Source organism: Marinifilum flexuosum, assembly GCF_003610555.1.
GTDB classification, from domain to species: Bacteria; Bacteroidota; Bacteroidia; order Bacteroidales; family Marinifilaceae; genus Marinifilum; species Marinifilum flexuosum.
Window position 1 is genome coordinate 387,878 of the sequence record NZ_RAPQ01000010.1, and the last position, 17,697, is coordinate 405,574.

The window sequence follows — 17,697 nt, forward strand, 5'->3', positions numbered from 1 at the left end:
ATTAATTTTAAGAAAAGCCTCCAGAAAACAATTGTAAATCGTATATTAAATTGAAATTTCATTTTTCTTTCATACTCATCATACATGTTATAAAAGCAAAAAAGCGGATATGATTTTAATTGCCGAAAGCGGATCAACAAAAACAGACTGGGTTTTTTTAAAGGAGGGCAAAATTCAAAAGCAACAACAGACTTTAGGAATAAATCCTTTTCACATGGACATCAGTTCGATTATTGATAATATCAAATCACTTGAAAATTTTCATTTGGTTGAGCAAATCTTTTTTTATGGTGCTGGTTGTGCGACTGACGAAACAAAACAAAAGGTGAAAGATGCATTGCTGGAAGTATTTCCTTCTGCCTCTTGCGAAATTCATAGCGATGTACTTGCAGCAGCAAGATCGGTATGCGGAAGAGAAAAAGGAATTGCCTGCATTATAGGAACAGGATCAAATTCATGCTTATATGATGGTAAGGACATTACTCACAATGTTCGTCCTTTAGGATACATTCTGGGAGATGAAGGAAGCGGAGCCGTGCTGGGGAAAAGACTTATTGCCGACATATTAAAAGGTGTTGCCCCTGAAGACATTGCTACTGCTTTTTATAAAAAGCATGATCTGGAATATGCTTATATCATTAATAAGATTTACAGAGAAGAAGCTCCAAGTCGATTTTTGGCTCAGTTTACGGTTTTCCTTTCGGAAAATATTGAGCATCCATATGTATCAAACCTACTTCAGGAAGAGTTTACTAAGTTCTTTGAACGAAACATCAAACAATACAATGACCATTCTAGCCTTCCAATTCATTTTATTGGTAGCATAGCATACTATTTTAAAAAGGAATTAAATAAAGTGGCTGAAAAATTAAACTTACAGACTGGAAAAATCATCAAAAGTCCACTTGAAGGCTTGATTGAATTCCATATTGCAGAATAAAATTTGAATCATGAATAACACACCAAATAAGAAAACCGATAACAAAATAACAGAAGCACCTTCAAACTTTTCCAACCTGGAGCAAATGTCGGTGAGTGAATTATTGTATGGAATTAACCAGGAAGATGGACAAATTCACATAGCTGTTAACAAAGCCATTCCTACTATTGAAAAATTTGTAAGCCTGTTGATTGATAGAATTAAATCAGACGGACGGTTGTTTTATCTTGGAGCAGGAACAAGCGGAAGGCTAGGTGTTCTTGATGCATCCGAACTGCCTCCAACATTTGGTGTACCTGCAAATATTGTGATTGGTTTAATTGCCGGAGGAGAAAAAGCACTAAGAAGCGCCGTTGAGTCTGCCGAAGATGATCCAGAAAAAGCTTGGCAAGAACTTCAAGACTATGATATCAATGAAAATGATTCTGTTTTAGGAATTGCAGCCTCCGGAACAACTCCATATGTTATTGGCGGTGTGAAGAAAGCCAGGGAAAATGGATTACTTACCGCTTGCATTACTTGTAATCCTGATGCACCCGTTTCAAAAGAGGCAGAAATTGTAATTGAAGCTGTTGTAGGTCCTGAATTCGTAACAGGAAGTACAAGACTGAAAGCAGGAACTGCTCAAAAAATGATCTTGAACATGATTACAACCAGCTTAATGATTAAATTGGGAAGAGTAAAAGGCAACAAAATGGTAAACATGCAACTAACCAATAAAAAATTAGTTGAAAGAGGAACCTTAATGATTATGGAGGAACTAAAACTCGATAAAGAAACTTCTAAAAGTTTATTGCTTGAACATGGTTCTGTAAAAAAAGCAATTGAAGCTTATAAGAAATCTTAAATAAGTACCACACATATAAATACGAAAAGCGGAGTCTGAAAAATTATTTTCAAGCTCCGCTTTTTCATTTACCCAAACTTCTAGAGTTACTTCAAATATTGAGTATATATTTCTAAGGTACGATCAATTTGTCCAGCCATTTCCTGGTAAGCTTGCTCACCATTCTTATCACGAATGGCTTCAAAAATTGCACGATGTGCTTTTATAGTAAAATCCTTTTCACCGTCAACATTGGCATAAATTAGATTACGCATTCTTGGCAGTAATGAATAGATAGGTTCCATCGAAATAATCATCACTTTATTACCTGTTGCCTTAGCTACATTCAAGTGAAATTTATTGATTATATCCGCTTCCAACTGCGTGTTATCAGGATCACAATCTGCAAGATCCGTAATGTTTTTATTCAAGGCAGTTAAGTCTTCATCAGTTCTATTTGATGCAGCTATTCTTGCTATCTCTGGTTCAAACACACGACGCACTTCTATAATCTGAGAAATCAAATCGCTATCGAAGCTAAGATCGTAATATAGATTTAAAGATTCAATTGCATCTTCAATCTTCAGTTCACTAACGAACATTCCACTACCCTTTTTGATTTGAATTAATCCTCTTGCACTTAATCGACGTAATGCCTCACGTAAAGCTGTTCTACTTACAGCAAACATTTCGCAAAGCTCACGCTCTGATGGCAATTTGGTCCCTACAAGTAATTTTTTTTGTCGAATTGCCTCTTCAATTCTACGCTCAATTTTTTGGCTGAGAGTTTGAGCAGTACCAATTTTTCCAAATATTTCGTCCATGTATTAAAATTTACTACAACTTGTATGATCTCTGATGTTCCCTACCTGTCTTCCTGTTTAATTTACGATAAATTGAGAATCAAATCACACAAAAGATCTTACTACTAATTTAGCTATAAATATGACTAAATCCAATATTATCAACACATATCGAATCATTCAATTTATTTACATAGGAAATATAATAATTATATTCTAAATATTCTGATGAATGTCACATACTTTATAGCAGCATGCAAAGTTATCATACCAAAATGTTTTTTCCAATAAAAAAGGGTATTTCAATTAGAAATACCCTTAATTTATAGTTATTTAACGAACTATTTTTTCAACAATTCAGCATAATGCTTGTAGAACAAAGGAATTGTATTAATTCCATTAAAGAATTGCTCCAATGGATAGTTTTCATTTGGCGAGTGAATTGCATCACTTTCCAAACCGAATCCCATCAACACTGATTTAATACCTAAAATCTCTTCGAAAGAAGAAATAATTGGAATAGATCCACCTGAACGAACAGGAACCGGACGCTTACCATATACTTCTGTATACGCTTTTTCAGCAGCAATGTAAGCTGGGAAATCAATTGGACAAACATATCCTTGACCACCATGCAATGGAGTAACTTCAACTTTAACACAATCAGGAGCAATTGCTTCGAAATGCTCTTTAAAAAGAACAGAAATCTTTTCCCAGTTTTGATTAGGTACCAAACGAGTAGAAATTTTAGCATGAGCTTTTGAAGGAAGTACAGTTTTAGCACCTTCACCAATGTAACCACCCCAAATACCACAAACATCAAATGATGGACGGATACCAGTGTGTTCCGATGGAGTATATCCTTTTTCACCAGCCAAAGCTTTTACATCAATAGCTTTCTTATACTCTTCCTCATTAAAAGGAGCTTCAGCCATCATTGCTCTTTCTTCAGCAGATACTTCAATTACATCATCGTAGAATCCAGGAATGGTAATGCGACCATTCTCGTCAACCATTTGAGTAATCATTTTTGCCAATACGTTAATAGGGTTAGCAACAGCACCACCAAATAATCCTGAATGAAGATCACGGTTAGGACCAGTTACTTCAACTTCCCAATACATCAAACCACGAAGACCTGTTGTAATAGATGGTATATCCGGAGCAATCATTCCAGTATCAGATACTAAAATAACGTCTGCCTGTAACATCTCTTTGTTATCTTCACAAAACTTAGGAAGGTTTGGCGAACCAACTTCTTCTTCACCTTCAATCATGAACTTCACGTTACATGGAAGACAATCGTTCTTCACCATATATTCGAAAGCTTTCGCGTGCATGAATGCCTGACCTTTATCATCATCAGCACCACGAGCCCAAATTTTACCATCTTTAATTACTGGCTCAAATGGATCAGTATCCCAAAGATCAATAGGATCAACTGGCATCACGTCCATATGACCGTAAACCATTACAGTTGGTAAACTTGGATCGATAATTTTCTCACCATAAGTAACAGGATTTCCTTCTGTTTCCATTACTACAGCCTTATCTGCACCTGCATCAAGCATTAACTTTTTCCAGCATTCAGCAGCTCTGTACATATCTGGCTTATTAGCTTCAATCGAGCTAATAGAAGGAATACGAATTAATTCGAATAACTCCTCAAGGAATCTTTCCTTGTTCTCTTCGATATATGATTTAATATTTTCCATACTAAAGTGTGTTTATTGGATTTAAATATTTTCGGAAGGTAAATATACAATAGATCGTGATATTTTAGATATGCAAGTGCAGAATTATTTACAAATTCCAACCAAACAATTCATTACAAAAAAAAACAGCAACCAAAATGATCACTGTTTCTTTAAAATATTATCGTAAAAATTCTATTATCTCATCTTCATGATTTCGCCAATATTCTCAGCTGCATATTCCAATTCATTATACCAATCTTCACCATATTTACGAATTAATGGTTCTTTTAAAAATTTATATACAGGTGTTCCTTTTTTAAAACCAAGTTCTCTTGCTGGTTTACAAATATCCCACTTGTTATAATTTACGGCGTCAAATTCGGCATATTTATCTATTCGAATTGGATATAAAGAACATGAAATTGGCTTGCGATAAGAGATTTTTCCATCAAGATATGCCTTTTCGATACCACACAAAGCCGATCCATTTTCAAATACCGTATAAACACACTCTTTATCATTAATGATAGGAGTGACCAAATCGTCATCCGAATCAATTACCGAAGTCCCTTGTTTTTCTATCTCTTCTATTCCTTTTTTAGTAAGATATTCTTTAATATCTGGATAGATTTCTTCCAAAATAGCTTTCTCTTCCTCATCCAAAGGTGCACCTGAATCTCCTTCGATACAACATGCGCCTTTACATTTGCCAAAATCGCAAATGAATTTCTTCTCGATAACATCAAGACTAACTATGGCTTTTCCTATCTGTAACACTATTTCCTTATTTAAATTGTATCAGTTATACGGACAAAAAAATCCGTACTATCGCGCAAAGATAGTACGGAATGTTTTATATACGGTTACAATCTTTTATTTTATCAAAGATTTTCCAGTCATATCTTCAGGCTTCTCAATCCCCATGATATCCAACAAAGTTGGAGCAACATCGGCCAAAATACCATCTTCAATTTGTTTTGGATTTTCAGTAACCCAAACACATGGAACCGGATTCAAAGAGTGAGCGGTATTTGGAGAACCATCAGCATTTACCGCAAAATCAGCATTACCGTGGTCTGCAATAATAATCACATCATATCCATTTGCTTTAGCAGCTTCTACAACTTGCTCTACACAGTTGTCAACAGCTTGAACTGCCTTGGAAATTGCTTCATACACTCCTGTGTGTCCAACCATATCGCCATTAGCAAAGTTCAAACAAACAAAATCAGCCGATTGAGCATTCAACTCTGCAGTAATTTTATCAGCAACTTCAGGAGCTGACATTTCTGGTTGAAGATCGTAAGTTGCTACTTTTGGAGATGCAACCAACAAGCGACTTTCACCTTCGAATTCATCCTCACGACCACCCGAAAAGAAGAAAGTTACGTGAGCATATTTTTCAGTTTCTGCAATTCGGATTTGCTTTTTACCAGCAGCTGCTACAACTTCACCCATTGTATTCTGAACGTTCTCTTTATCGTAGATAACATTCACACCTTTAAAGTTAGCATTATAACAAGTCATTGTATACCACTCAACATCCATTGTGTGCATACCAAATTCCTTTTTGTCTTCTTGTGAGAAAACAGTAGTCATTTGACGCAAACGGTCGGTACGGAAGTTGAAACAAATCACTACATCACCTTCTTCGATTTTTGCCAAAGGAGCTCCAGCTTCATCAACCACCACAACAGGTTTGATAAATTCATCGGTTACACCCTCTGCATATGATTCTTCGATAGCAGCAACAACATCCGTAGTAGCTTTACCTTCACCTTTGGTGTAAAGATCGTAAGCCAACTTCACACGATCCCAGTTGTTATCGCGATCCATACCAAAATAACGACCAATTAAAGAAGCAAATTTTGCAGTTCCTTTGTTTGCAATATCATTTACGAAAGTCTTAACGAATTCTAATCCTGATTTTGGATCAGTATCACGTCCATCTGTTAAACCATGTACGAATACATCTTCCACTCCGAATGCTTTAGCAGCATCACAAAGAGCCAAGGCGTGCTTACTTAAAGAGTGCACTCCACCATCACCAATCAAACCGATTAGGTGAACTTTCTTTCCATTTTCTTTAGCGTGAGTAAATGCCTTAACAACTTGCTCGTTATCTTTTAAAGTATCCTGCTCAACCGCCATATTGATCTTTACCAAATCCTGATAAACAACACGCCCTGCACCAATATTCAAGTGACCTACTTCTGAGTTACCCATCTGTCCTTCTGGTAATCCAACAAATCTACCTGCAGCTTGCAATTGTGAATTTGGATATTTTTCCAATAATTCATCCATATAAGGAGTTGCAACTGAAGAAATCACATCTGAATTCGATTTGTCTCCGATCCCCCATCCATCAAGGATCATCAATAAAGCTTTTTTGCTATCTGTCATTTTAAAGTATTTTATATCTTAAATTCTGTTTTACTTGATCTTAGTCATGCAAAAATATCTTATTAATTCTAATAAAAAAAGCACTTAGACAGTTGAAAGTCTTTATTTTAGATCGAAAACGTTTGTAATTTAAAAATTGTTCAAAGACGAACAGAATAAGTGTCAGAAAGTGAGGAGAAAATACACAAACGAATATGCAAAAAGAGGAGAAGATTTTATTAATCTCCCCCTCTTTCGTGGTACCACCTGGAATCGAACCAGGGACACATGGATTTTCAGTCCATTGCTCTACCAACTGAGCTATGGTACCCTTTGTTTTCGTGCTACAAAAGTAAGGAAAAATCCTTTTCTGCAAAATAAATTATGCTGTACATTTTAAAAAGATACAGATGCAATTCCGAAAACAGTTCAAAATCAATTTTTTCTACACAATTTAGAATTATTTCAAATATTTATTTTTTTTTAAACAATACACAAGTTCATCATTCGTTTAAATAAAACCAGGTACAGTTTTTGTTATTTTTAAAATCCGTTCATTAATCACTAAATCAACAAATCGATGACTGAAAATAGATTATTAAAATCATTTAAATTTTTTCTTACTCTTTTTATCGTTTCTTCATTTTTCATTGCCTGCAGCGATGATGACAACAATAACTCTGAACGAGAAACCAAAACCATTTACGAAACCATTGATCAAACTATGAGTGAATGGTACTATTGGAATGAAGAATTACCAAATATTAATACTTCAAATTATTCTTCTGTAAATGACTATTTCAAAGCATTACTGGTGAGCCAAGACAGGTGGAGTTATATTGCCAATCTTGATGCTCTTTTGGCATATCTTGAAAACGGAACCTATAAAGGCTATGGCTTAGCATTTAAATATGATTCTGAGGGAAAACTTAGGGTAAAGTTGATTTTCGATGAATCTCCTTTAGCATCAGAAGGAATTACTCGAGGTTGGGCATTAATCAATATTAATGGTGCTGCAGTGGTTGACTTAACTGAAAATCAAGTTTTAGATGAACTGGATAAAACTACCTCTACCTTTATTTTTGAAAATAACTTGGGGGAACAAAAAGAAATTACCGCTAGTCAACAGGAAATTGATCAAAACTCAGTATTAAGTCGAAAAATTATTGATCACGAAGGAATTAAAGTAGCCTACCTGGCTTTTGATAGTTTTATAGGAAGCTCAGAAGATGCTCTGAATGAAGCATTTGATTATTTCAAAAATAATGAAGCTAAAGAATTGGTTCTAGATTTTCGTTACAACGGAGGAGGAAGTACCACCATATCAAATCAACTTTCTAGTTTAATTACTGGCAATCTATTCGAAGGAGAAATCTATTCTAAAGTATTCCACAATAATTCTAAAAGTGATGAAGACTTCACATACGCATTTAGTAGCCAATCATCTGCCCTTGGCTTTGAAAGGGTTTTCATAATAACAACAGACAGAACTGCATCTGCGAGCGAAATGGTAATAAATGGCTTAAAACCATACCTGGGTGATGATAAGGTAATTTTAATCGGTAGTAAAACACATGGCAAGCCAGTAGGAATGTACGTTTTCGAAAACCAAGATTTTAACTTGGCAATTGTTCCAATCAGTTTCTCTATTACCAATGCAGATGACGAAGGCAATTACTTTGAAGGAATTCCTGTGGATTTTGAAATTTCTGACGACTTAAGTCATGATTTTGGTGATCCAGAAGAGAGCAATCTGCAAGCAGCACTCCAATACATTAGTCAAGGTAATTTCCCAGCAATTACTGCTGCAAAATCTTTATCTACAACCGAGAGAGAATTTAAAAAGAAAGGATTCGATTTATTGATTGATGCAAACTAATAACATTAAGAGAAATATTTTTCAGAATAGAGACAACATAAATGCTGTCTTTACTGTAACCAATTAAAATATCCGATATTTATAAGTCACCGAATCAAGGTTAACAGATAAAAAAAAGCCGATCGTTTGATCGGCTTTTTTCGTGGTACCACCTGGAATCGAACCAGGGACACATGGATTTTCAGTCCATTGCTCTACCAACTGAGCTATGGTACCCCTTGGTATTCATTACTCGAAGAAAAAGATGTGGTACCACCTGGAATCGAACCAGGGACACATGGATTTTCAGTCCATTGCTCTACCAACTGAGCTATGGTACCCTCTTTACTTGAGCGATGCAAAAGTACGTAAAAAATTTACATCACCAAATAAAATCAAGAAAAATAGAAAGGAATTTTAATCGGATTCTAAACTTCTTGTTACCTTTGCAGCCTAATAAAAAAGTATATGGTATTCGAAACTTACACATTATCAAATGGTATCCGGTTAATTCATCGACCGGTTAAAGCAAATGTTGCACATTGCGGAATTATTTTGAATACCGGTTCCCGTGATGAGAAAGAGGACGAATGGGGAATTGCTCACTTTATAGAGCATGTTGTGTTTAAAGGAACAACAAAACGTAAAGCATATCACATACTTAGCCGAATGGAAGATGTAGGTGGAGAACTAAATGCCTACACTACCAAGGAAGAAACATGCGTTTACACTACTTTTTTGGATAAAGATTACAAAAGAGCTCTTGAGTTAATAAGCGATATCACATTTAATTCTGTTTTCCCGGAAAAAGAACTGGAAAAAGAGAAAGAGGTAATTCTCGACGAAATCAATTCATATAAAGATTCTCCGTCAGAACTAATTTTTGATGATTTTGAGGAATTGATTTTCAAAAAAGATCCGATTGGAAGAAATATTTTAGGTACACCAAAGCATATTAAAGCCTTCAAACGCGATGATATCTTAAACTTCATCAGAAATAATTATCACACCGATCAGATGGTAATTAGTTCTGTTGGAAATATTCCTTTCAAGAAATTGGTTAAGATGGTTGAAAAGTATTTTGGAGGAATTGCCGAAAACATACGAGTAGACAAAAGGAAAAAGCCAAATTCCTACAAACCAAGAACTCAAACATTGGTAAAAAACACTTACCAAAGACATTGTGTTTTAGGAAATGTTGCCTACGATGCAAATGATGATCGAAGAATTCCATTGTCGCTTTTAACGAATATTTTGGGTGGGCCAGGAATGAATTCGCGACTGAATCTTTCATTGCGTGAAAAGCATGGCTTAGCTTATAATATTGAAGCAAACTACACTCCTTATGCCGACACTGGAGTTTTTAGCATCTATTTTGGCACTGATAAAGGATATTTGGACAAGTGCCTTAGTCTGATCCATAAGGAAATGGATTTGCTTTGCACAAAAAAGCTAGGACCAGGACAGTTGACCAAAGCAAAAAATCAGATGATTGGACAAATTGCTATATCATCGGAAAACAACGAGAACTTGATGCTTAATGTTGGCAAAAGCTTCTTGTTGTACAATCGAGTTGATTCTTTGGAAGAGATTTACCAAAAAGTAGAATCGATAACTGCAGAGCAATTAATGGAAGTTGCCAACGAAATTTTGAATAAAGACAAATTAACCACTTTGATGTATAAATAAGTCATGTTGGAGATTAATAAAGAGCTGGAAGAATACATCCTTACACATACTGAAAACGAAGATCAGGTTTTAAAGGACCTTACCCGTGAAACTCACGTAAAAATGCTGCGCCCAAGAATGCTATCAGGACACATGCAAGGCAAATTTTTGAAGATGATTTGTCAAATGATGAATCCAAAACGAGTTTTAGAAATTGGAACTTATACCGGATATTCAGCAATTAGCATGGCCATGGGAACATCAAATGATTGTGTGATTCATACCATTGATTGCAATGATGAATTGGAATATTTCACTCGTAAATTCATCAAACAATCGGGTTGCGAAAACAAAATCGAATTCCACATTGGAGAGGCTTTAGATATCATTCCAAATATCGATGAAGAATTTGATTTGGTGTTTATAGATGCCGACAAAAGACAGTATATTGAATATTTCGAAGCGATTTATCCAAAACTAAAACAAGGTGGCTTTGTATTGGCTGATGATGTTCTGTGGGATGGAAAAGTTTTAGAAGAAGTAGAATCAAAAGACAAGCAGACGCAAGGTATTTTAGCCTTTAATGATTTTATCCAAAATGATGAAAGAGTGGAGAATTTAATGCTTCCTATTCGTCATGGTCTGATGATGATTAGAAAAAAATAAATTTCTACTTTAAGTCAACAATCTTAACAAGAACAGTTGCTCCCAGGTTGGTTTGTCCATTTTTTTGAATGACTTGCCAGCCTTGTTTTTTCAACTGTTTCTCCAATCCATGGTTCAACATGCCATGAGCAACAAGCACTGCTGTTTCTTCTTTTTCTGCAACCTTTATCAGATTTTCAACTGCATACTTTACTCTTTGCTTGGCCTCTTTATTGCTTTCAATTCCTTTGTGATTAAAACCCAACAACCAACTACCACGGCTAAAAAATTGCCAAATCGGTAAAGGCAATTTGATAATGCTAGCGGCTTTTACCATTTTTATTTCATATTCTCGAAATATGGAATCGGAAACAACAGTATAATCTTTTCCAAATATTGCCAATGCAGTTTCTTGTGAACGTGGCAAGTTGGAACAGTAAATGATATGATTCGGGTTTAAATTCACCTTCACCATTTCAGGATCGAAAGGAATAATTGGTGCTGAATTGTAATCGTAAACATACTGTTGAGCCTGTTTTGCAGAATAAAACAGTTTCTTTTTTAGGTTTGGTTTAGCATGGCGAATCAAATAAATCTGTAATTTTCTCTTGCCTTGTTTTTGCAATTCCAACTGCTCACCTGCATCTACCTCGTTAACACATGTAAATGCATCACATGTATTTACTGATTGCAGATACCTATTCTGAGTAACACATGATTGCATTACAAATCCACAAATAATCAGTAACAAATAATTTATCGGAACAAACTTTTTCAATTCTCTACTATCTAATTTCACAAACACCAAATTTACAAGATTTAAGTGATCATGAGCAAATAAATATTGTAAAAATTAGACCATAAGTTGGATGACAATCAATACTAAAAAGTGATATCTTTGCCGGATCATTTAACAGATTACAAAAACAATGGAAACAAAGAAACTGACACAGTTTAGTCCGGGAGCCGGATGTGGATGTAAAATCTCACCGAAAGATTTAGAATGCATTTTAAAAAGCAGCACACCAAGAATTCCCAATCCGAACTTGCTGGTTGGTAACGATACTAAAGATGATGCGGCTGTTTACGATTTGGGTAATGGTCAGGCGCTAATTAGTACAACTGATTTCTTTACTCCAATTGTAGATGATCCATACGACTTTGGAAGAATTGCTGCTACAAATGCCATAAGTGATATTTATGCAATGGGTGGTAAACCAATTATGGCCTTGGCTATTCTTGCCTGGCCTTTGGAAAAACTTTCTACCGATATTGCTCAGAAAGTAGTTGAAGGTGCAAGAGATGTGTGCGCAAATGCAGGCATTCAATTGGCGGGAGGACACTCTATTGACATTGGCGATCCTGTTTTTGGTTTATCGGTAAACGGAATTGTAGCCACCGAAAGAGTAAAGAAAAACAATACAGCCAGTCCAAACTGTACCTTATTCCTAACAAAACCTCTTGGTATTGGTGTTTTAACCACTGCCGAGAAAAAGAAATTAATCGCTCACGAAAACAATCAAATTGCTGTTGATTTAATGTGCAGTTTGAACAAAGTTGGAGTTGTGTTTGGCGAGCAAGAATACATCAAGTCGATGACTGATGTTACTGGTTTTGGTTTGTTGGGTCACCTAAGCGAAATCTGCGAAGGCAGTAATGTAAATGCAATAATCAATTACAATGATGTACCTAAAATTGAAGGCGTGGAAGAATTGATTCAGCAGGGAAGTACTCCTGGTGGAACCAGAAGAAACTGGGCTTCATACGGACATTTGATTGGTGAAATTACCGAAGATCAGAAAGCATTGCTTTGCGATCCGCAAACAAGTGGTGGATTATTGGTTGCTGTTGACGACAATCATATTGATGAGTTTATCAGCATGGCTAAAAATGAAGGATTTGACCTAAATCCAATTGGAGAATTGGTAGAAAGAACAAACAATAACGAACCTTATATCAGCGTAAAATAATCATGCACAGAAATACATTAATTCAAGTTACTCAAAACGGAATGGGTAACGGAAGTGAAGAATTGGGCGTAAAATTGGCAAGCAATTACTTTAAATTATTGGATGCAGAAAACAGATTACCAAAAATAATTGTATTCTACAATGCTGGTGTAAAATTGATTTGTGAAGATTCTCCAGCTTTGGAAGGATTGCAAAATCTGGCAAACAAAGGAGTAAGCTTGCTGGCTTGCAAAACCTGTCTTGATCATTACAATTTACTGGATAAAGTAAAAGTTGGTAATGTTGGTAGCATGCCAGACATTATAACGCTTCAGGCTGATGCCGATAAGGTAATTAATTTATAAACCGAGTTCAACTAAAAATATCCGAAGCTTATCACATAGTGTGGTAAGCTTTTTTTATTGTCTTGATATTCAAAACTGGCTTTTCGAAAAAATTGTGCATTTCCAATGACAATTACACATCCGTTCGAAAAGTCAGCCTCTTTCCAAGTGAAAAACTACTTTCATTCAAAAAGTTGGCCTTTTTCCAGTGGAAAATCTACTTCCAACCAAAAAGTCAAGCTTTTTCTATTGGAAACATCAATTCATTTAAGAAAATTGTTTGTGGATACCTTCCCTAAATTCAAATTCCTACTCGTTGAATAATAAAATATTCATTGGATAGAATTATCTATATGGATAATCTTTCGAAAGTTTCCAGAATGATTACATCCAAAAGATTTGTATATTTAATACATATTAGTCTGTTATTATTCCTATTGAAAAGATTATTCACATACTTACTCCTGCTTTTATTCTCATTCCAAACTTTTGAGATCGCTTTTGTAGTGTTGAATTTCAAAATTAATCAGGATTTCTTTGCCGAGATTTGTGAAAACAAAGACAAACCAGAAATGAAGTGTAATGGGAAGTGTCACCTAAAAAAGCAAATCAAAAAACAAGAAGAGCAAAAATCGAAAAAGGAAAAAATAAACATCGAAAAAGAAATTCAGAACTGCATATTAATCACTAGCAAGATACTTCCACAACCTAAAACTAAAGTTATAGATGCTTCTTCCTTGTATAAATTCAATCACAAGCCAAGAAACTGCATCTCCGATGTTTTTCATCCTCCCCGAGTTTAATCCTTTCAATTTTATCGAATAACGATGGCCTATTTTGTCCATCGTGTAATTGTATGTACCCAAAACTAAATACATACTACGATATCAATCGCTTAAAATTTTAAGGAAAAAAAATACAATCAGATGAAACACATATTACTGACCTGTTTTATACTTTTAGGTATACAGGTCTACTCACAAAAAAGCATTCAGCTTTTAGATCAGGAAACTGAACATCCCATTGCATTTGCCCACTACCTTTATCAAAACCAGAAAGGAAATACCAATGCCAATGGTGAATTTTCAATCAACTTTGTTAAAGGAGAAAAGCTTTACTTATCGCATGTAAACTATGGGAAAATTTCGTTTGCCGATAACGAAATAAAATCGGCCTTGCAATCGGGCAAGATTTATATGAGTAAAACCTATGTTAGCTTGCTGCCAACCACAATTATTGCCCGAAAAAGAACTGCAAAAGAATCGGAAACCATGCAAATTAGTTCAAACGATAAACTTTCGCATGATGCTGGCGAATTCTTAAGTCAATCAGGTTTAATTGGTGGAATCCGTAAGAGCGGCAGTTACGGATTTGATCCTGTGATGAGAGGTTTTAAGTACGATCAGTTAAACATTGTAATGGATAATGGAATGAGCGCTACGGCGGCTTGTCCCAACCGAATGGATCCCCCCATTAGTCAGGTTCCTTTAAACATGGTGGACAGGGTAGAAATCACAAAAGGACCGCATTCGCTGCGATATGGGAATTCCTTTGCAGGTAGCATCCATTTCAAATCATCTACCAATGGATTTGCTGATAAAGCCAGTGCATTTGGTCGTGCAACCGGAAGCTACGAAAGCAACGGAGAAATATTCAGAACCGAAGCTTTAGCAGGTGCAAAAGGCAAGTTCTACAATTTTGGAGTTTTTGGAGCCTACAGCGAGGGTTCGGATTATGAAGATGGCAATGGCGATAAGGTGGCTTCAGGTTTTAACAGAAGAAACATTGGACTTGCAGCCAATTTTAAACTCTCCAATTCTCAAAATATCCAAGTATCTGCCAATAGCAACTATGCCGAAGATGTTGATTTTCCAGCTTTAAATATGGATCTTCGAGAAGACGACACCAAAATGATAAGTGTGGGTCACAAAATAACTTTTAAAAATTCAGCCTTGGCTTCTATCTCAACATCGGCAAATGCATCATTCGTTGATCATGAAATGGATAATCTTACAAAGAATTTAAATCCGCGAAAAGTGAATGCCATTACAAAAGCCGAAACGAAAAATTATGCTTTTAGATCGGAAGCGGCTTTTCAATTTAAGGAAAGTTCATTGTTTGCAGGTATCGATTACAAATCGGAAGAAGCAGATGGAACCCGTTCTCGTGAAATGCTGATGGGACCAATGGCTGGAAAAACAGCTTACGATAATATTTGGCAAGACAGTAAAATTGAAAAACTGGGCTTTTTTGGTGAATATCATTTCTCTTTAAATGAGACACATTTTATTGCCTCAAGCAGATTGGAACACAATTCCGCGAAAAGCAATTTTAGTTCTGTAATAAATGATCCTTCCGACGAAATAAATTTTTCATTTAGCATTGGTGCAAGTAAAAATTTATCGGAAAATATTAGAATGGGGATTTGGTTTGGAAAAGCTGAAAGAAGTGGAAGTTTAACCGAACGATTCATCAATCATATTCCCGTTGATGTGGATCCTTATGAAAGAATTGGTAATCCTGATTTAGATCCGGAAATCAATTACCAAATTGACTACAATTTCAATTGGAACACTAAGTATTTTTCATTGGATATTAACCTGTTTAATTCTTGGTTGAGAGATTATATCAGCTCCGAAATCAGTTCGGATGTTCAGCCATTAATGGCAAGTGCTCCTGGTGTTAAACAATTTGTAAACATCAACAAAGCTGTGATGCGAGGATTCGAAATCGGTTTTAATCAATCCATCACAAATCTTTTGTATCACCGATTGAACCTGGCTTATACCTACGGTAAAAACAAGGAAATCAATCAGCCATTGCCTGAAATTCCTCCTTTGGATATCCGATACAGCCTGGGGGCTAATTTGTGCAAGCAAAAGTTTACTCCTGAATTGATGCTAAGATATGCAGCCAAACAGGGACGAATCGCGGAAAATTATGGCGAAACGGAAACGCCTGATTTTACCGTTCTAGATTTTAAAGCAAGCTATCTGTTTTCCGATCATTTTCAAATTATTGGAGGAATCAGAAATTTATTCAATGAAGCTTACTACGAACACTTGAGTCGATCGGTAAAAGGCAGTAATCAGGCAATTTATGCACCAGGCAGAAGTTTTTACCTTACACTTAGCTTAAATCTGTAAACTACTCACGAACAATCACGAATCGGCCTTGTACCTTTGGGTGCAAGGCTTTTTGTTTTTTGCAGTAATTACGCAATACTTCGTAGTCTTCTTTGGCATTTGCATCGGTTTCATCTATTAAAACATCACATTCCACATCAAGCTTTTTCAGAAAATAATTGTTCAAGGAAACAGTTAGCAATTCATCATCAGAAAGTACCTTATCTTTCCATTTTACTTGAATTGAATCTGTTTTCTGATCGTATTGATACGAAATGCCTGACACATGTAGCAATTGTCCTTTGGTATTGCCAGCAAATTTCTTTAGCAAAGATTTGAGCCCCTTTCCTTTTATCAGAATCTGGCAAATTTTATTACCAAATGGCAATAAGGATCGGGCCGACTTTAAAGTAAAATCACCTTGGGGAATATCAGCTCTAATACCACCTCCATTTATCAGGCCAATATCTGATTTGTGCCATTCTCTATAGGCATCAGTCACCAAGTTACCAGCTACACTTTCTTTGGTAATTCCATCTCTAAAATTCAATGGAACTTCCAAATAAGAAATCTTCTCTGCTAGTTTTAGTTCCATATCTTTCTTATAGTAGATTTCCATATCATGCAAATACTTCTCCGAGGCAATATTTTCATCTAGTGGAATGATATCAATCAAAGGCCTTACATCTTTTTGCAAACTGATTTTGGCAACAGAACTCATGTTGCCTGCCGTAGCCACAATGGGTTTGTTTCCTTTGTAAAATACATTGCTTTCGTATTCGTATTGCTCCTCGGTAAGCACCAAGTCGATATCGGGAAATTGCTCCAAAAGTTTTCGGTTGGTTTCCAAATCTGTTTGAGTAATGGCAATTAAGAAGTCAACATTTTGCAAGTCTTCGATAATATCAGAAATCGCAATTGATAAATCTTCCTGTATTACTCGATTGCTTTTCATGGTAGAATTCATTGCATCGGTTAAACCGATAAATGCAATTTTAATTCCTCCAATTCTCTTCATTAGATACTTTGGTAACTTGCCAAAAGGCTCCCCATCTCGGTTTTTCAGATTAGAGCTAAACCATTCCGATTTTGATTTACTTAAAAGTTCCAATATGTGATCTACACCAAAATCAAACTCGTGCTGACCAAAGTTACAGATGTCGACAGGAATTTCATTGAAGGCCTCAACCATAGGCAAACCTTTGTACATGCCTCCGAACAGAACGCCACCACACAAATCGCCACCATGAATTACCAGGGTATTTGAATTATCCGATTGGCTTTCATCTACAACGGTCTTCAAACGAGCCACTCCTCCTCGTCCACCTTCTACATCATCAACAGGAAATATACGGTGAGCATCGGTAAAGTAGAGAATGTCTACCTTTTGAGCTGATAAATTGACATTTATCAGAAGTAATAGTAGTAAAATTAAAGGTCTGTGCATTGGAGTTTATTTT

Annotated in this window: 14 protein-coding genes and 3 tRNA genes; 8 read left to right on the forward strand and 9 right to left on the reverse strand. The window is 35.7% G+C overall.

What is annotated here, in order from left to right:
* Positions 1-109 precede the first annotated feature (109 nt).
* Positions 110-940, forward strand: a complete 831-nt coding sequence (locus BXY64_RS14850) for an ATPase (protein ID WP_120240776.1) — start codon at positions 110-112, stop codon at positions 938-940.
* A 10-nt stretch (positions 941-950) separates the two neighbouring features.
* On the forward strand, positions 951-1,787 hold the full coding sequence (gene murQ / locus BXY64_RS14855; protein WP_120240777.1) for an N-acetylmuramic acid 6-phosphate etherase: 837 nt from the start codon (positions 951-953) through the stop codon (positions 1,785-1,787).
* A gap of 86 nt (positions 1,788-1,873) precedes the next feature.
* Here murQ and BXY64_RS14860 read toward each other — a convergent pair whose 3' ends face one another.
* The 5 genes from BXY64_RS14860 to BXY64_RS14880 all read right to left on the reverse strand — a co-directional run bounded on the left by BXY64_RS14860 (position 1,874) and on the right by BXY64_RS14880 (position 6,979).
* Positions 1,874-2,590 carry a FadR/GntR family transcriptional regulator gene (locus BXY64_RS14860; RefSeq protein ID WP_120240778.1) on the reverse strand — a complete coding sequence of 239 codons (717 nt, stop codon included), beginning with the start codon at positions 2,588-2,590 and terminating at the stop codon, positions 1,874-1,876.
* 320 nt (positions 2,591-2,910) lie between these two features.
* Complete coding sequence (locus tag BXY64_RS14865) at positions 2,911-4,284, reverse strand: dipeptidase (RefSeq protein ID WP_120240779.1); 1,374 nt, start codon at positions 4,282-4,284, stop codon at positions 2,911-2,913.
* Positions 4,285-4,461: 177 nt separating this feature from the next.
* Entirely contained in the window at positions 4,462-5,043 is a 582-nt protein-coding gene (locus BXY64_RS14870; protein WP_120240780.1) for a DUF3109 family protein, read from the reverse strand.
* A 96-nt stretch (positions 5,044-5,139) separates the two neighbouring features.
* A complete protein-coding gene (gene gpmI / locus BXY64_RS14875; protein ID WP_120240781.1) occupies positions 5,140-6,669 on the reverse strand; it encodes a 2,3-bisphosphoglycerate-independent phosphoglycerate mutase in 1,530 nt (509 codons plus the stop codon).
* Between the two features lie 237 nt (positions 6,670-6,906).
* Positions 6,907-6,979 (reverse strand) — tRNA-Phe (locus tag BXY64_RS14880).
* A 249-nt stretch (positions 6,980-7,228) separates the two neighbouring features.
* On the opposite strand from BXY64_RS14880, the gene BXY64_RS14885 reads away from it, so the two are divergent.
* Positions 7,229-8,527: a S41 family peptidase gene (locus tag BXY64_RS14885; protein WP_120240782.1), complete on the forward strand. Its 1,299-nt coding sequence runs from the start codon at positions 7,229-7,231 to the stop codon at positions 8,525-8,527.
* Between the two features lie 143 nt (positions 8,528-8,670).
* Here BXY64_RS14885 and BXY64_RS14890 read toward each other — a convergent pair.
* Together BXY64_RS14890 and BXY64_RS14895 are read right to left on the reverse strand one after the other, a co-directional pair.
* A tRNA-Phe gene (locus tag BXY64_RS14890) sits at positions 8,671-8,743 on the reverse strand.
* A 31-nt stretch (positions 8,744-8,774) separates the two neighbouring features.
* Positions 8,775-8,847, reverse strand: a tRNA-Phe gene (locus BXY64_RS14895).
* Between the two features lie 127 nt (positions 8,848-8,974).
* Between BXY64_RS14895 and BXY64_RS14900 the strand changes: the two genes are divergently transcribed.
* On the forward strand, positions 8,975-10,195 hold the full coding sequence (locus tag BXY64_RS14900) for a M16 family metallopeptidase (RefSeq protein WP_120240783.1): 1,221 nt from the start codon (positions 8,975-8,977) through the stop codon (positions 10,193-10,195).
* Positions 10,196-10,198: 3 nt separating this feature from the next.
* Positions 10,199-10,840, forward strand: a complete 642-nt coding sequence (locus tag BXY64_RS14905; protein WP_120240784.1) for an O-methyltransferase — start codon at positions 10,199-10,201, stop codon at positions 10,838-10,840.
* Between the two features lie 4 nt (positions 10,841-10,844).
* On the opposite strand, the gene BXY64_RS14910 is transcribed toward BXY64_RS14905, so the two are convergent.
* Positions 10,845-11,618, reverse strand: coding sequence for a histidine phosphatase family protein (locus tag BXY64_RS14910; protein WP_147376007.1), 774 nt, complete (start codon positions 11,616-11,618; stop codon positions 10,845-10,847).
* A 130-nt stretch (positions 11,619-11,748) separates the two neighbouring features.
* On the opposite strand from BXY64_RS14910, the gene selD reads away from it, so the two are divergent.
* From selD to BXY64_RS14930, 3 genes are all read left to right on the forward strand, one after another.
* Positions 11,749-12,789 carry a selenide, water dikinase SelD gene (selD, locus tag BXY64_RS14915; protein ID WP_120240786.1) on the forward strand — a complete coding sequence of 347 codons (1,041 nt, stop codon included), beginning with the start codon at positions 11,749-11,751 and terminating at the stop codon, positions 12,787-12,789.
* A 2-nt stretch (positions 12,790-12,791) separates the two neighbouring features.
* Positions 12,792-13,133 carry a sulfurtransferase-like selenium metabolism protein YedF gene (gene yedF / locus BXY64_RS14920; RefSeq protein WP_120240787.1) on the forward strand — a complete coding sequence of 114 codons (342 nt, stop codon included), beginning with the start codon at positions 12,792-12,794 and terminating at the stop codon, positions 13,131-13,133.
* A gap of 905 nt (positions 13,134-14,038) precedes the next feature.
* Complete coding sequence (locus BXY64_RS14930) at positions 14,039-16,258, forward strand: TonB-dependent receptor domain-containing protein (RefSeq protein WP_120240789.1); 2,220 nt, start codon at positions 14,039-14,041, stop codon at positions 16,256-16,258.
* 1 nt (position 16,259) lies between these two features.
* Here the strand turns inward: BXY64_RS14930 and BXY64_RS14935 are convergent, their stop codons facing one another.
* Positions 16,260-17,684, reverse strand: coding sequence for a bifunctional metallophosphatase/5'-nucleotidase (locus tag BXY64_RS14935; RefSeq protein ID WP_120240790.1), 1,425 nt, complete (start codon positions 17,682-17,684; stop codon positions 16,260-16,262).
* Positions 17,685-17,697: the final 13 nt, after the last annotated feature.